Raw genomic sequence first — 14,185 nt, forward strand, 5'->3', positions numbered from 1 at the left:
TTCCCCTCACTCGTTGAAGCGAGCTCAAGCCAGCGCGCGCTGGATCAGCAGTTTCTGGATGTCCGACGTGCCTTCGTAGATCTGGCACACGCGCACGTCGCGGTAGATGCGCTCCAGCGGAAAGTCGTTCACGTAGCCATAGCCACCCAGCGTCTGGATGGCGGCGCTGCACACGCGCTCGGCCGTCTCGCTGGCGAAGAGCTTGGCCATGGCAGCCTCCTTCAGACACGGCCGGCCAGCGTCGCGCAGACTGGCGGCGTGCCAGATCAGCTGGCGCGCGGCCTCGATCTGCGTCGCGCAGTCGGCCAGGCGAAAGCCCACGGCCTGCTGGTCGAAGATCGCGCCGCCGAAGGCCTGGCGCTCCTTGGCATAGGCCAGCGCCACGTCGAAGGCGCTGCGCGCCATGCCCACGCTCTGCGCGGCGATGCCGATGCGCCCGCCCTCGAGCGCGCCGAGCGCGATCTTGTAGCCCTCGCCTTCCGCGCCGATCAGGTTCTCGCGCGGGATGCGGCAGCCGTCGAAGTTGATCTGCGCGGTGTCGCTGCTGTGCTGGCCCAGCTTGTCTTCCAGCCGCGCCACGTGGTAGCCCGGTGCGTCGGTCGGCACGATGAATGCGCTCATGCCGCGCTTGCCCGCGCCCTTGTCGGTCACCGCGATGACGATGGCCACCTGGCCGTTCTTGCCGCTGGTGATGAACTGCTTCACGCCGTCGATGACGTAGCCGTCGCCGTCCTTGCGCGCCGTGGTGCGCAGGCTCGATGCGTCGCTGCCGGCCTGCGGCTCGGTAAGGCAGAAGGCGCCGAGCATCTGCCCTTGCGCGAGCGGCTCCAGCCATTGCTTCTTCTGCGCGGCATTGCCATAGCGCATCAGGATGGCGTTGACCGGGCAGTTGGTCACGCTGATGGCGGTGCTGGTGCCGCCGTCGCCGGCCGCGATTTCTTCCAGCACCAGCGCCAGCGTGAGGTAGTCGAGGCCGGCGCCGCCATGCTCTTCCGGCACGCAGATGCCGTAGGCGCCCAGCGCGGCGAGACCCTGGTGGGCCTCCTTGGGGAAGCTGTGTTCGCGGTCCCACGTGGGGGCATGGGGCCAGAGTTCGGCCTGCGAAAAATCGCGCACCGCGTCGCGAATGGCTTCCTGGTCTGCATTCAGCAACATTGCAACGCCTTCAGGAAAGCTCGAGCGCCACCGCCGTGCCTTCGCCCCCGCCGATGCACAGCGTGGCCACGCCGCGCTTCTTGCCGCGCGCCTTCAGCGCATGGATCAGCGTGACCATGATGCGCGCGCCGCTTGCGCCGATCGGGTGGCCCAGCGCGCAGGCGCCCCCGTGCACGTTCACGATCTCATGCGACACGTCCAGCTCGTGCATCAGCGCCATCGGCACCACGGCAAAGGCTTCGTTCACCTCCCACAGGTCGACGTCCTTCACCGCCCAGCCGGTCTTCTTGAACAGCTTGGCGACGGCGCCCACGGGCGCGGTGGAAAACCACTCGGGCTGCTGCGCGTGCGTGGCGTGGCCGACGATGCGGGCGATGGGTTTGGCGCCGATCTTCTTCGCATGCGACTCGGTCATCATGACCAGCGCGGCGGCGCCGTCGTTGATCGACGAGCTCGACGCGGCGGTGATGGTGCCGTTCTCTTTCTTGAACGCGGGCCTGAGCGTGGGGATCTTGTCGAGCTTGACCTTGCCCGGGCCTTCGTCGATGGAGATCACCGTGTCGCCGCCGCGGCCCTTCACCGTGACGGGCACGATCTCGTCCTTGAACAGGCCCGTGTCGGTCGCCTTCTTGGCGCGCTCCACGCTGGCAATGGCAAACGCGTCCTGCTGCTCGCGCGTGAACTTGTACTTGGCCGCGCAGTCTTCGCCGAAGGTGCCCATCGAGCGGCCCGGCTGGTAGGCGTCTTCCAGACCGTCGAGCATCATGTGGTCGAAGATGCGGTCGTGGCCCATGCGGTAGCCGCCGCGACCCTTGAGCATGAGGTAGGGCGCGTTGGTCATGCTTTCCATGCCGCCGGCCACCATCACGTCGTGCGTGCCGGCCAGCAGCATGTCGTGCGACAGCATCGCGGCCTTCATGGCCGAGCCGCACATCTTGCTGAGCGTGACCGCCCCCGCGCTGTCGGGCAGGCCGCCCTTGTAGGCCGCCTGGCGCGCCGGGGCCTGGCCCTGGCCGGCCATCAGGCAGTTGCCGAACAGCACCTCGCCCACGCTGTCGGGCGCAATGCCCGCGCGCTCCATGGCGGCCTTGATGGCGGCGCCGCCCAGGTCGTGCGCGGAAAGCGAAGAGAAGTCGCCCTGGAAGCTGCCCATGGGGGTGCGGGCCAGGCCGACGATGACGATGGATTCGGACATTCTTTTTCCTGAGAGGCGGTCGGTCAGCGGGGAGCCAGTCGAATCGCTCCGTCCAGACGAATCACTTCGCCGTTGAGCATGTCGTTCTCGATGATGTGCTTGGCCAGCTTGGCGTAGTCCTCGGGCGTGCCCAGGCGCGAAGGGAAGGGCACGCTGGCGGCCAGCGCGTCCTGCACGTCCTGCGGCATGCCGAACAGCATGGGCGTGCCGAAGATGCCGGGGGCGATGGTCATGTTGCGGATGCCGCTGCGCGCGAGGTCGCGGGCGATGGGCAGCGTCATGCCGACCACGCCGCCTTTGGAGGCGCTGTAGGCGGCCTGGCCGATCTGGCCGTCGTAAGCCGCGACCGAGGCGGTCGAGATCAGCACGCCGCGCTCGCCAGTGGATTCGGGCTCGTTCTTGCCCATGGCGTCGGCCGCCAGGCGGATCATGTTGAAGCTGCCGATCAGGTTGACCGTGACGGTCTTGCTGAACACCGCCAGCGCGTGCGGACCGTTCTTGCCCACGGTCTTCTCGGCCGGCGCGATGCCGGCGCAATTGACAAGGCCCATCAGCTTGCCGAGCTTTTGCGCAGCAGCCACCACGGCCTGGCCGTCGGCCTCCTGGCTCACGTCGCACTTGACGAACACGCCGCCGATGTCCTTGGCAACGGCCTCGCCCTTGTCAGCCTGCATGTCGGCGATCACCACCTTGGCGCCGTTGGCGGCCAGCATGCGCGCCGTGCCTTCGCCGAGGCCCGAAGCGCCACCGGTCACGATAAAAACCTTGCCGTCGATCTGCATTGAAAGTTCCCGCCAGATGTGATGTTTGTAAGAGCGCGGGTCAGGCCGCGAACGACTGCGGCCCTGTATGCATTGCGCCAGCGACCGGCGCGTTGCGCAGTGCCTCGCGCTGCACGGCATAACTTTTCATTGCCGCCTCCTTGACTGGTCCGAAGCCGCGCACTTCTCGCGGCAGCTTGGCGAGCGCGACTGCCCGCGCGTGGTTGCGCGCAGAAAGTCCATCGCTGAGCGACGCCGCGTCTGCGATGAATTCGGCAGCCAACGCACGCTCGGCGCGGCGCTCGCGCGTGTAGCCGAACGGGTCGGCCGCGGTGCCGCGAAGGCCACGCAGCGCAGCGAGCGCGCCCATGGCCTTCAAGATCCAGGGGCCGAACTTGCGTTTTTTCGGACGGCCCGTGGAGGGATCAATCGCAGTCAACAGGGGCGGCGCGAGCCACAGCGAGATCTTTTCCGCTTTCGAAAATTGTGCTTCCAGTGAAGCCCGGAACTCTGGCGCGGCATACAGACGGGCGACTTCGTATTCGTCCTTGTATGCCATTACGCGGTAGGCGCTCACGGCCACGGCGCGCGAGAACTCTTCAGTGCCGACCATAGCCCTGCCCTCTGCCACGCGCGCTCGCAAGACTATGTCGCGGTATCGCTGCGCATACGCCGCGCCCTGGTACGCGGTCAGTTCCCTCTCCCGGTGTGCAAGCAGTTCTTCGAAAGACATTTCATCCTGCGCGGGTGCACGCACCTCCCTCTCCACAATGCGCGACAGCGCATCGGGACTGGCTGCGGCGATGCGGCCCCACGCAAACGCGCGCTTGTTCAGTGCCACGGCCGCGCCGTTAAGTTCCAGTGTGCGTTCGATGGCTTGGGCCGACAGCGGCACCAGCCCCAATTGCCAGGCGTAGCCGAGCATCAGCGTGTGCGTTGTCAGGGTGTCTCCGAACAGTTGTTGCGCGAGTTCGGCGGCGTTGAACGCGTGAAAGGCTTGGTCACGACAGCGCATTTGCACGCGCTTGCGCATCAGGGCGCTCGGCGGAGTAGCGTCGCGCTGACGCACGAAGTCGGCAGTCGGCGTTTCGCCAAGATTGACGATGGCGGCGCTGCGCGACGCAGAGAGTCGCGCAAGCGTATCTTCTGCAGCGGAAACAACCAAGTCGGCGCCCAGCAGCAGGTCAACCGCTGCATGACCGATTCGCCCTGCATGCAGATCGCCCGGCGAAGGCGCGATGCGCACCTGGCTCACCACCGCACCGTTCTTTTGCGCGAGCCCGGTGAAGTCGAGCACCGACGCGCCCTTACCTTCGAGGTGCGCCGCTCCGCCAATCAGGGCTCCCATGGTCAGGACGCCAGTGCCACCGATACCGGTCACGTACACGTTGAAGGCCCCTTCCAACTGCGGCAGCACCGGCTCGCGCAGTTGCGCTGTCAACTCGGCCTCGATGGCCTTCAGCCGCTTGTCGTCGGGTTTGCGCAGAGCCACGCCATCGATTTCGACGAAGCTGGGGCAGAAGCCCTTCACGCACGAGAAGTCCTTGTTGCAGCTGCTCTGGTTGATGGCACGCTTGCGACCCAGCGGCGTTTCCAGCGGCTCTATGGCAATACAGTTCGACTGTACGGAGCAGTCGCCACAACCTTCGCACACCCCGGGATTGATGAATAAACGGCGGTCGGGGTCCGGGAATGCGCCGCGCTTGCGACGGCGGCGCTTCTCCGATGCACAGGTCTGCTCGTAGACGATGGCGCTCACGCCCGGCACTTCGCGCAACACGCGCTGAACCGCGTCGAGCGCGTCGCGGTGATGCACCTCAACGCCCGCGGCCAGCGCCGGGTCACCGGTCCATCGCTCGGGGTCATCAGATACCAGCGCGATGCGCTCGACTCCCTCAGCGCTCAATTGCCGCGTGATCCGCGCAGGCTCGATCAAGCCTTCAGCCGTCTGCCCGCCGGTCATCGCGACCGCGTCGTTGTAGAGGATCTTGTAAGTGATGTTCGTCTTGGCCGCAACCGCCGCGCGGATTGCAAGCAGCCCTGAGTGCTGGTACGTGCCATCTCCCAGGTTCTGGAATACGTGGCCAACGCTAGAGAACGGCGCCGCGCCAATCCATTGCGCGCCCTCGCCTCCCATCTGGCTGAATGTGCCGGTGCGCAACTCTGGCTGGGACAGCGCCATGACATGGCACCCGATGCCGCCACCGGTCACCGAACCGTCGGGCGTGCGCGTGGACGTGTTGTGCGGGCAGCCCGCACAAAAGTACGGACGGCGAATCGGTATCACGGCAGGGGACACCGGCTGCACACGTGCCTCGAGCATCGACAGCCGCTGCGACAGTATCGGCGCAGTGATGCCGTTGGCTCGCGCGCGCGCCACCAGTGCACGGGCGACGATCAACGCGCTGAACTCCGACACCTCGGACACTACCGGCGCACCGTGTTCGTCGGTCTTGCCGGTGACACGCGGTCGCAGCGAACCAGGGTGATGGTAGAGCGCGTCCTTCAGTTGCGCTTCGACGTTGGAGCGCTTCTCCTCGACCACGAAAATCTCTTGGTGGCCCTGTGCAAATGCCAGCGCACCTTCGGTCTCCAGCGGCCAGCTCATCGCAACTTTGTAGATGGAGATGCCAAGCGCCTGCAGCGCGCCCGTGTCCAGCTCAAGGTCGGCAAACGCTTGCATCAGGTCTTGATGCGCCTTGCCCACACTCATCACGCCCAGTCTGCGCTGCGGTGCAGCAACCACCACGCGATCGATTTGATTGGCGCGCGCCCACGCCCGTGCGGCGGGCAGCCGCTCTTTGATGAGGCGGCGCTCCAACTCCGCGCGCTGGGCTGGCCAGGTCACGCGCGGATCCCAGTTCAGTCCATGCGCGGGCACTTCGAAATCGGTGGGGCGCCGAAACTCAGGCAGCGGTCCGAGATTGATCGACGCCGCAGTTTCCACCACTTCCGCAATGGTCTTCAGGCTCACCCAAAGGCCCGAAAAGCGCGACAGCTCAAAGCCCGCAAGGCCGAGCGAGATCACCTCTTCCACACTTGCGGGTTGCAGCACCGGAATGGAGGCCGACTGGAAGATGCCGTCGGTGTGATGCGGGTACATCGACGACTGCGCCGCATGGTCGTCGCCCGACACCGCCAGCACACCGCCCAGGGGCGATGTACCCAGAATGTTGGCGCTTCGAAACACGTCGCCCGTGCGGTCCACGCCGTGCCCCTTGCCATACCAAATGCCAAACACACCGTCGGCGCGCGTCTGACCGTAAGCGCGGTGCATCTGCGCCCCCCACAGTGCAGTGGCGGCCAGATCCTCGTTCAGCCCAGGCTGGAAAACGATGTCATGCGCTTCCAATTGTTTCGCGGCTTTCCAGAGTTGCTGGTCGTAGGCACCGAGCGGTGAGCCACGGTAGCCAGAAATGAGCCCCGCCGTGCTCAACCCGCGCTTGCGATCAAGCTGGCGTTGCAGCATCGGCAACTGCACCAGCGCTTGGATGCCAGTGAGGAAGGTCCGACCTTCGTTGAGCGCGTACTTGTCTTGTGCGCCGGTTAAGAGGAGATCGTCAGCCACGGGTTAGCTCCAGAAGGTGGGGAAGAACGAACAAGTATCAACAATCACTCTTGGTTTTTGGCGCCAAAACGGGCTGCCAATTCGTCTTTTGATAGTGTTTTTGCTCCAATAAAATGCATAATTCAATGCCATATGCACCAAGATACTGAGCTTGACAGGATCGACGTCCAAATTCTTCGCGAGCTAGCTGCAGACGGCAGACTGAGTTGGCGTGATCTGGCCCAGCGCGTGGGCCTTTCCCTCACGCCAACGACGAGACGCGTCAAGCGTCTGGAAGACGAAGGATTCATCCGGGGCTACCTTGCGCAGTTGGACGAGGCGCGCTTGGCGGGGTCGATGAGCGTCTTCGTGTCAGTGACGCTCGACAAGCAGTCTGAAAAGGCGATAGAGCGTTTTGAAACCGAGATTGCTCTTGCACCCGAAGTCATGAGCTGCTTTCTCATGACCGGTGATTCCGACTACAACTTGCGGGTAGTTGTTAAAGACCTGGAGGCTTACCATCAATTTCTTCGCCGGTCGCTGACGCGAATACCTGGCGTCGCGCATATCAAGTCCAGCTTTGCGCTGAAGGCGGTGCTGATGCGCAACGCCCCTCCGCTTTAGTCAGCTGCGGGCGACCTGCTCGCGTACAGCCTCGGCAAGCGCGGCAACCGCGGTGTTGATCTGCTCGGCGCTCGCCGTCACGAACGACAAACGCAAGGTGCGCGGATCGCCCTCCCCTGCATAGAACGGCGCTCCCGGCACAAAGGCCACGTTGCGCGCGACGGCATACGGCAGCAATTTCACGGCGTCTAAAGCCGGGGGCAGCCGCAGCCACATGAACATTCCGCCCGTCGGCCTGTTGAACTCCACGCCCAGACCGCTCATTTCGCGCATGAGCGCAGCGTGCATAACGTCTCGCTGTTCGCGGTACAGCGCGCGAATCGTGGGGACATGGCGCTGCAGAAACCCATCCTTCATCACCTCGAATACCAGCCTCTGGTTGAAGCCCGGCGTGTGCAGGTCGGCAGCCTGTTTGGCCTGCAGCAGCTTGGGGAAGATCGCCTTCGGCGCGACCAGGAACCCCAGCCGCAACCCCGGAGCGAGCACTTTTGAAAACGACCCGAGGTAGATGCATCCCTCGGGGTTGCGGGCCGTTAGCGCCTGCGCAGGCGCGTCGTCGAACCACAGGTCGCCATACGGGTTGTCCTCGATGATCGGGAGTCCCGCGCGCGCTGCGATGGCGGATACCGCGGCGCGCCGCTCCTCGGTCATGGATCGGCCGGTCGGGTTCTGGAAGTTGGGAAGCAGGTAAACAAAGCGTGCGCCGTCGGCTTTGGCCCTGAGGTCGTCTGCGCGCGCACCCGCTTCATCACTGACCACGCTCACCACCTCGGGCTCCATGGGCGCGAAAGCCTGCAGCGCGCCGAGGTAGGTGGGCGTTTCCACCAGCACTTTGCTGCCCGGGTCAATCAGCACCTTGGCCAGCAGGTCCAGTCCTTGCTGCGAGCCCGTGGTGACCAATACCTGTGCCGGGTCGACCTGCCACGGAAGCATGGCCGCGATCTCCTCGCGCAGTGGTCCATAGCCTTCGCTGGCGGCGTACTGAAGAGCGCCTTGCGCATCTTCAGCCAGCACTTTCTCGCACGCACGCGCAAAAGCTTCGACTGGAAAGGTCTTGGGGGACGGAAGGCCACCTGCCAAGCTCACGATGCCGGGTTTCTCGGTGACCTTCAGAATCTCGCGGATCACGGAAGGGTTCATCTTTGCCGCGCGTGCGGCCAACGTCCAGTTCGTCATGTCAGAGCCTGAATTCCCTGGCTTGCTTGATCACCGCAGCCTTGTCGAAATCGTTTACCTCGTCGATCAGCTCATTGGTGAACACGTTGTTTACATCGCCGATCTCGGCGGCCAGTTTGGGGTTCTTGCTGGTTTCGGCGGCGGTGTCTACGTTCGACTTCCACTCGGCCACGCTGGAGGCGCCAATGCGCTTGTCGGGGTCGTCGGCGCGGCGCATCCAGTTTTCCTTGCGGTCCTTCAAGATGAATTGCAGCTCCTTGCGTGCTTCGTCTTCCGTCTTGCTTTTAGGCCTGCTCTCAGGGTAGAGGGCCCAATGAATGTTGATGGCTTGCTCGAGGTTGGTGTTAGCGAACAACGTCGACTTCGCCATGCCGCGAAACAGCCCCACCAGGCTCCTGCGGTCTTCTTTCAATGTCTTTTTTCGCACGCAGATCCAGCCCGATCCGACCTCCGAGTACTTTGGTGGCAATGGCACGTAGCGCACTGGCACGCCCACCATCTCGATGCGCGCGGCGAAGGTATCGTAGGTGATGATGGCGTCCACACGGTCTTGCGTCAAAGCCTGTCCTGCCGGGCCGCCGTCGCCCACGGCAATGTACTGGTTGGTCGCGTCGTCCAGACCCAACTCCAACAGGATTGATTTGGTCACGACGATGCCGATGTCGCCCTGACTGCGAACGCCGATGCGCTTGCCTTTCAGGTCAGCGGCCGTCTTGATCGAGCTGCCAGGCTTCACGATGATGACGTTGGCGTTGCGCGGCAGCCATTTGTAGGCAGCCACGAGTCCCAGGTTCGGGTCTTTGGCAACAGCTGGAAGAAAAAGGCCAGGCGAGACTGGTCCAAATGCGACCTGATCCGTCATCAGCGCCTGCATCGCCTGAGTCATGCTGTTCATGTTCACATACTCGACGTCCACGCCTTCCGACTGGTAGTAGGCGAGCTTCGGGTGTCGACCTGCAGTGATGAACGCCTGCTGCGCGTCATTGACGCCGGCGGAGTTTGCAACTTTGAGGACCTTGGGCGAAGCGCTCTGCGCCAGCGCCAAGCCGGGAGCCGCACCTAGCGCGGTGCCGCACGCGCCGAGCGTCATGTTGAACCTGCGTCTATCGAGCATGAAACATCTCCGTTGAGTGAATGACTTGAACGCTCAGCCGTTGGGCTATGCGTTGACCGTGCGCTTGTGCGCCTCCACGGGCATCCAGCTGAGCACCCGCCGCTGCACGGCGCGCAGCAGGCTGGTCAGCGCAATGCCGATGACCGACAGCACGATGAACACCGAGAAACTTCCGCCTGTGTCCATTTGCGCGTCCATCTGCAGGATGAGCACGCCAAGTCCTGCCTGCGCGCCGACGAACTCGCCGACGATTGCGCCGACCACTGCAAACGCTGCGGCCATGTCGAGTCCAGCAAAGATGTAAGGCAGCGCGCTAGGGAACTTGGCCTTGCGAAAGATCTGCCACGGTGTGGCTGACAGCGAACGCAGCAAGTCGATGCGGTCGGTGTCGATGGCCTTGAAGCCTGCGATGCTGGTGACCAGCACCGGGAAGAAGGTCAGCATGCACACGATTGCTACCTTGGAGCTGATGCCAAAGCCCAGCCACATCACGATGATGGGCGCAACTGCGACCTTGGGCAGACTCTGGAAGGCGGCCACGTAAGGCTGCAGTACAGCCTCCACGCGCTCCATCTGCGAGATGGCCACGCCCAGTGCCAGCCCGATTCCGCTGCCAATGAAAAAGCCAAGCAGGATCTCTGCGAGCGTGATCGCCGTGTGAAACCACAACCCGTCCTTTGCCATGAACCCAGTCGCCAAGCCACGCCAGAGCGCCACTACAACGTCGCTGAACGGTGGAATCAGAAACTTGGGCACATTGAAGAAGCGTGTCCCACCCTCCCATGCGGCTAGCAGCACTAAGAGCAGCAGAAGCGACGCAGTTTTGTTGGACCTCAGCGCGCGCTTGAAGTTGGACGGGCGTTGAGCGGAACGGTCTGAAACAAATGCTTCGGTAGCCTGATCGAGATTAGAAACTTGGGTACTGGACATGCGAGCCTCCTGGCGTGATGAGAGCGATCAGTCAAAGGAACCGGTGTGGTCGAAGATGTCGCGGATCTCGTGCGCCACTTGGGCAAAAGCCGGTGTGCCCATGGCGTCCATGGTGCGTGGGCGCGGCACGTCCACGCGAATCACGCGCTCGAGCGATCCCGGCCGAGCGGTCATGACGAACACCACGTCGCCAAGAAAAATAGCCTCGGGAATCGAATGCGTGATGAGGATCACGGTCTTGCCGCTCTCCTGCCAGATGCGTTGCAGCTCGAGGTTCATCTGCTCGCGCGTCATGGCATCGAGGGCGCCAAAAGGCTCGTCCATCAGCAAGATCTTGGGGTCGTGCAAGAGAGCCCGCGCAATGGAGGCGCGCTGCTGCATGCCGCCACTCAACTGGCGCGGCAGTTTTTGCTCGAAGCCGTCGAGTCGAACCATGTGCAGCAACTGAATGGCGCGCTCGCGGGCTGCTTTCATGTCCAGCCCCAGCACCTCCGCGGGCAGCATCACGTTCTCCAGGATAGTGCGCCAGGGCAGCAGGATGGCGCTCTGGAACACAACGCCCACGTCCTTGCGCGTGCCGCGAATGGGCTGCCCGTCCATGGTGATGGAGCCTTGCGAGTAGTCAAGCAGACCAGCAACGATGCGAAGCAACGTGCTCTTGCCGCAACCGCTGGGGCCAACTACCGAGACAAAGCTGCCGTTCTCGATGGTGCAGTTGATGTTCTTCAGGGCCAGGACACCGCCGGCGCCAGGTGCACCAAACGACTTCGACAGGCCGCGGATTTCGATATGGCTCATAGCGTTTCCTCGATAAACCGGGTCAGTGCCTGAGCCACCGGCACCGGCGCCTGCAGGCAAGTGGCATGGCCAACCCCGGCCAGCAGGAGTTGACGGGCGTTCTCTATCCACATGCCAAGGTCGAAGGTGAGGTGCGCAGGCACGACACGGTCGCTGTCGCCGGCCATTAGCATCGTGGGTGCGGCAATGTCGCTCATGCGAATCTCGGATGTCGAACCAACAGCAAGCGATCGCCGTACCGAGCGCTCGGACGATGGCAGCACCTGCCGGAACAATTCCAGCAGTTCCGGCCGCTGGGCGAGGCAGCTTTCCGGAAAGAACATGGCGGCCAGCTGAGGTGATGTGTGCGGCAGGCCGGCGCGCAGCGCGGCGATGGTCCGGCTGCCTTCGGGATTGAGGGCCGCTAGCGAATGCGGCAGCGCCCAGGTGCTCCCGAGCACCAGCCTGTCGACCACCTCGCCATGCGCCGCGGCCAACACCTGCGCAACGCGGCCCCCGAACGAACTGCCGAACACGTTCACGCGCGGCAAACCGAGCGAACGCACCAGCGTCTTGGCGTCCAGCGCAAGTTGCTCCAGGGTGGCGGGGTGGGCGGGGCTTTCGGTGTCGCCGCAGTCGCGCTGGTCGTAGGCAATGACGGTGAAGCGATTCGCCAGCAGTGGCGTGATCGAATCGAACATGTGGCGATTCGCCTCTGCGCCATGAACGAGGAGCAGGGGCGGCCCGTCTCCGCAGATCGTGTATGCGGTTCTTGCATCGCCTGTGTGAGCGAAATTGGTCATGGCTGCTCGCCTGTCTTCGACATTTCTGCCTGCTGCGGCTGCTCTTCTTCCAGGAAGAACGTGAGCTCTACCTTCAGCCCTTTCGGGTCGCGCACGAAGACCTGGTGCAGCGGCCAGCCGGGCACCGGTGCCTCGTCATAGGGGATGCCATGCGCCCTGAAGTGCGCACGTGTCTGTTCGAGCCCCCGCGCGCGAAACGAGATGTGGTCGAGCGGTCCGGTGCCGCCCTGCGCCGGTTCTTCAAGGAAAGCGGCCAGATGGACGATCGGCTGACCGTGGCTGTAAAGCCAGTTGCCGGGAAAGGGAATGACGGGACGCGGACCGTCGGACAAGCCGATGTGGGTCGTATAGAACGCCAGCAGCGTGCCGAGTTCATCGGGCGTGCAGCCCAGCGTGTAGTGGTGGAGCGCGATGACGGGCATGGTGGTCTTCCTTTTTCAGCCGATGAGCATCTCGAGCGCCGATGCCAACTCAGTGGCCGGGTCCGACGGTAGCCAGGGCATGCGCCATGCCACATGCCCATCGGGGCGGACCAGCACAGCGCCGCGCAACCCGACGAGAAGGCCGTGCTTTTCCGGGTCTTCCTCAAACTGGCGGGTTTCAATCTGCAGGTCCTTGCGGGCCGAGACTTCCTTTGCAGCGTCAAGCCACGCGTCCCCCTTCAAGCCGACAACAAGCACGAAGTTCTTATCGAACCAGTCGAGCGTCGAATTGTTGCGCGCCAAGTCAAGCCAGATGTGCGGAAAGCGCCCGCCCGGCCGGTCGCTGGGCTCGTAGGTTCGCGTACGCATGGCAGGCTTGGCGGTGCCGTCGGGAATGAGCGCACCTTCGTCATAGGCAAAGCCCAGGCTTTGGCCCACGCTATGCACATGGTTCTCGGTGTCCTTGATCCAGAAGTTGATCTCGTCGATGTTTCCGCGACGAAACGCATCGTCGGTCTTGAGGAAGCGCTGTGTATTGCCGTAGCTGAAGTCCGCGTTCGACTCTGCGACAGGGCGACGCCCTTGGTCATAGCTATCGAGCAGGCGGTCGCTCGCGCGTCCCTGGAGAACGAAAGCCAGTTTCCATGCGAGGTTGTGTGCGTCCTGGATGCCAGAGTTCATCCCATATCCGCCGCTGGGCGGAAAGCGGTGCGCAGCGTCACCGACCAGGAACACGCGGTTCTTTCTGAATCCGGCAGCCACCTGGCGACTCAAGCGCCAGATAGAGCGGTTGATAACCTGCACGTCGAGGTTCGGTAGCCCGGTGTGAATGCGCGCCAGGCGCACTACTTCTTCGTCGGTCCGCTCTCCCGCACGCTCGTCTCTATCGACACCGATCTTGATCAGGCTGAGCCAGCGATCGCGACCATTGGTGTTGAGCACCGAGGCCATCGGCACATTCGGATCCTTCGGCACTACGCGAAATGCGGCGGTGTTGGCGGCGCCGCGAATGGCCGAGAGGTCCGCTTTCCAGTATTCATTGGCCATCACGGCCATGGTGGAAGGACCGCGCATTTCGAGGCCGCTCACGCGGCGCACGCTGCTGCCCGCGCCGTCTGCCGCGATGAGATAGCTGGCGTCCCACTCCGAGGTTTCGCCGGTCATCAGGTCGCGCACAGTGACCTTCACGCCCTGTGGAGTTTCGCTGTAGTCGACGAATTCGGTCGAATAAAGGATGCGCCCGCTGCCGGATTCGCGGGCATGCTTCAGCAATTCTTCTTCCACTGCATCTTGGGAGAGGATGCACTTCCACGCTGGCGAAAGCCCGATGTTCACCTCAGGCAGGGTGCGGCCGTATTCATGACCGGTCATCGACTCGACGAAAGCGAACATGTCGGAGTTGTCAGGCAAGCCGCGCGCGCGCATGCGGTCCTCGATGCCCCACTGGCGAAAGATCTCCATGGTTCGGCTCCAACAGCCCCGAGCCTTCGGGTGGTCAGTCGTGGATGACGCCCGCTCGACCATGACAAAGTCGATCCCAAAACGATTCATGAGGATCGCCATGGAAAGACCGACAGGGCCTCCTCCGACGATGAAGACGGCAGTCCGCTTTGAAGCGCTGGCGGACTGCGGTTTCGGGATGGCGGTCATGGTTGTGGCCTTTAAGGAGGAGGACAAAAAA

At 63.6% G+C, this 14,185-nt stretch carries 12 protein-coding genes; 1 reads left to right on the forward strand and 11 read right to left on the reverse strand.

What is annotated here, in order from left to right:
* Positions 1 to 24: 24 nt before the first annotated feature.
* Genes VLK31_RS20725 through VLK31_RS20740 form a run of 4 tightly spaced genes read right to left on the reverse strand, consistent with a single transcriptional unit; the run spans position 25 to position 6,679 of the window.
* The gene (locus VLK31_RS20725) at positions 25 to 1,155 is read right to left on the reverse strand and encodes an acyl-CoA dehydrogenase family protein (RefSeq protein ID WP_409170318.1); all 1,131 of its coding nucleotides are present in this window, start codon (positions 1,153 to 1,155) and stop codon (positions 25 to 27) included.
* Between the two features lie 10 nt (positions 1,156 to 1,165).
* Positions 1,166 to 2,350 (reverse strand): acetyl-CoA C-acyltransferase, encoded by a 1,185-nt coding sequence (locus VLK31_RS20730; RefSeq protein ID WP_409170319.1) that lies wholly within the window; start codon positions 2,348 to 2,350, stop codon positions 1,166 to 1,168.
* Between the two features lie 23 nt (positions 2,351 to 2,373).
* On the reverse strand, positions 2,374 to 3,132 hold the full coding sequence (locus tag VLK31_RS20735) for a 3-hydroxyacyl-CoA dehydrogenase (protein WP_409170320.1): 759 nt from the start codon (positions 3,130 to 3,132) through the stop codon (positions 2,374 to 2,376).
* 40 nt (positions 3,133 to 3,172) lie between these two features.
* Positions 3,173 to 6,679 carry an indolepyruvate ferredoxin oxidoreductase family protein gene (locus tag VLK31_RS20740; RefSeq protein ID WP_409170321.1) on the reverse strand — a complete coding sequence of 1,169 codons (3,507 nt, stop codon included), beginning with the start codon at positions 6,677 to 6,679 and terminating at the stop codon, positions 3,173 to 3,175.
* 132 nt (positions 6,680 to 6,811) lie between these two features.
* Between VLK31_RS20740 and VLK31_RS20745 the strand changes: the two genes are divergently transcribed.
* Positions 6,812 to 7,282, forward strand: a complete 471-nt coding sequence (locus VLK31_RS20745) for an Lrp/AsnC family transcriptional regulator (RefSeq protein WP_409170322.1) — start codon at positions 6,812 to 6,814, stop codon at positions 7,280 to 7,282.
* Here VLK31_RS20745 and VLK31_RS20750 read toward each other — a convergent pair whose 3' ends face one another.
* The 7 genes from VLK31_RS20750 to VLK31_RS20780 are packed head-to-tail and all read right to left on the reverse strand — an operon-like array spanning position 7,283 to position 14,154.
* Positions 7,283 to 8,458, reverse strand: a complete 1,176-nt coding sequence (locus VLK31_RS20750) for a PLP-dependent aminotransferase family protein (RefSeq protein ID WP_409170323.1) — start codon at positions 8,456 to 8,458, stop codon at positions 7,283 to 7,285.
* 1 nt (position 8,459) lies between these two features.
* On the reverse strand, positions 8,460 to 9,572 hold the full coding sequence (locus VLK31_RS20755; RefSeq protein ID WP_409170324.1) for an ABC transporter substrate-binding protein: 1,113 nt from the start codon (positions 9,570 to 9,572) through the stop codon (positions 8,460 to 8,462).
* 45 nt (positions 9,573 to 9,617) lie between these two features.
* On the reverse strand, positions 9,618 to 10,502 hold the full coding sequence (locus VLK31_RS20760; protein ID WP_409170325.1) for an ABC transporter permease: 885 nt from the start codon (positions 10,500 to 10,502) through the stop codon (positions 9,618 to 9,620).
* 27 nt (positions 10,503 to 10,529) lie between these two features.
* The gene (locus VLK31_RS20765) at positions 10,530 to 11,300 is read right to left on the reverse strand and encodes an ABC transporter ATP-binding protein (protein ID WP_409170326.1); all 771 of its coding nucleotides are present in this window, start codon (positions 11,298 to 11,300) and stop codon (positions 10,530 to 10,532) included.
* Positions 11,297 to 12,082: an alpha/beta fold hydrolase gene (locus VLK31_RS20770; RefSeq protein ID WP_409170327.1), complete on the reverse strand. Its 786-nt coding sequence runs from the start codon at positions 12,080 to 12,082 to the stop codon at positions 11,297 to 11,299. Before VLK31_RS20770 ends, VLK31_RS20765 begins: the two co-directional genes overlap by 4 nt.
* Complete coding sequence (locus VLK31_RS20775; protein WP_409170328.1) at positions 12,079 to 12,504, reverse strand: VOC family protein; 426 nt, start codon at positions 12,502 to 12,504, stop codon at positions 12,079 to 12,081. Before VLK31_RS20775 ends, VLK31_RS20770 begins: the two co-directional genes overlap by 4 nt.
* 15 nt (positions 12,505 to 12,519) lie before the next feature.
* On the reverse strand, positions 12,520 to 14,154 hold the full coding sequence (locus VLK31_RS20780; protein WP_409170329.1) for an FAD-dependent monooxygenase: 1,635 nt from the start codon (positions 14,152 to 14,154) through the stop codon (positions 12,520 to 12,522).
* Between the last annotated feature and the right edge of the window lie 31 nt (positions 14,155 to 14,185).

Source organism: Variovorax sp. H27-G14, from assembly GCF_046156345.1.
Classification (GTDB): domain Bacteria; phylum Pseudomonadota; class Gammaproteobacteria; order Burkholderiales; family Burkholderiaceae_C; genus Variovorax.

What these genes read in the sequence shown, in the direction of transcription:
- VLK31_RS20725 (WP_409170318.1), bottom strand. Translation starts at nt 1,155, where the DNA reads ATGTTGCTGAATGCAGACCAGGAAGCCATTCGCGACGCGGTGCGCGAT.
- VLK31_RS20730 (WP_409170319.1), bottom strand. Translation starts at nt 2,350, where the DNA reads ATGTCCGAATCCATCGTCATCGTCGGCCTGGCCCGCACCCCCATGGGC.
- VLK31_RS20735 (WP_409170320.1), bottom strand. Translation starts at nt 3,132, where the DNA reads ATGCAGATCGACGGCAAGGTTTTTATCGTGACCGGTGGCGCTTCGGGC.
- VLK31_RS20745 (WP_409170322.1), top strand. Translation starts at nt 6,812, where the DNA reads ATGCACCAAGATACTGAGCTTGACAGGATCGACGTCCAAATTCTTCGC.
- VLK31_RS20750 (WP_409170323.1), bottom strand. Translation starts at nt 8,458, where the DNA reads ATGACGAACTGGACGTTGGCCGCACGCGCGGCAAAGATGAACCCTTCC.
- VLK31_RS20755 (WP_409170324.1), bottom strand. Translation starts at nt 9,572, where the DNA reads ATGCTCGATAGACGCAGGTTCAACATGACGCTCGGCGCGTGCGGCACC.
- VLK31_RS20760 (WP_409170325.1), bottom strand. Translation starts at nt 10,502, where the DNA reads ATGTCCAGTACCCAAGTTTCTAATCTCGATCAGGCTACCGAAGCATTT.
- VLK31_RS20765 (WP_409170326.1), bottom strand. Translation starts at nt 11,300, where the DNA reads ATGAGCCATATCGAAATCCGCGGCCTGTCGAAGTCGTTTGGTGCACCT.
- VLK31_RS20770 (WP_409170327.1), bottom strand. Translation starts at nt 12,082, where the DNA reads ATGACCAATTTCGCTCACACAGGCGATGCAAGAACCGCATACACGATC.
- VLK31_RS20775 (WP_409170328.1), bottom strand. Translation starts at nt 12,504, where the DNA reads ATGCCCGTCATCGCGCTCCACCACTACACGCTGGGCTGCACGCCCGAT.
- VLK31_RS20780 (WP_409170329.1), bottom strand. Translation starts at nt 14,154, where the DNA reads ATGACCGCCATCCCGAAACCGCAGTCCGCCAGCGCTTCAAAGCGGACT.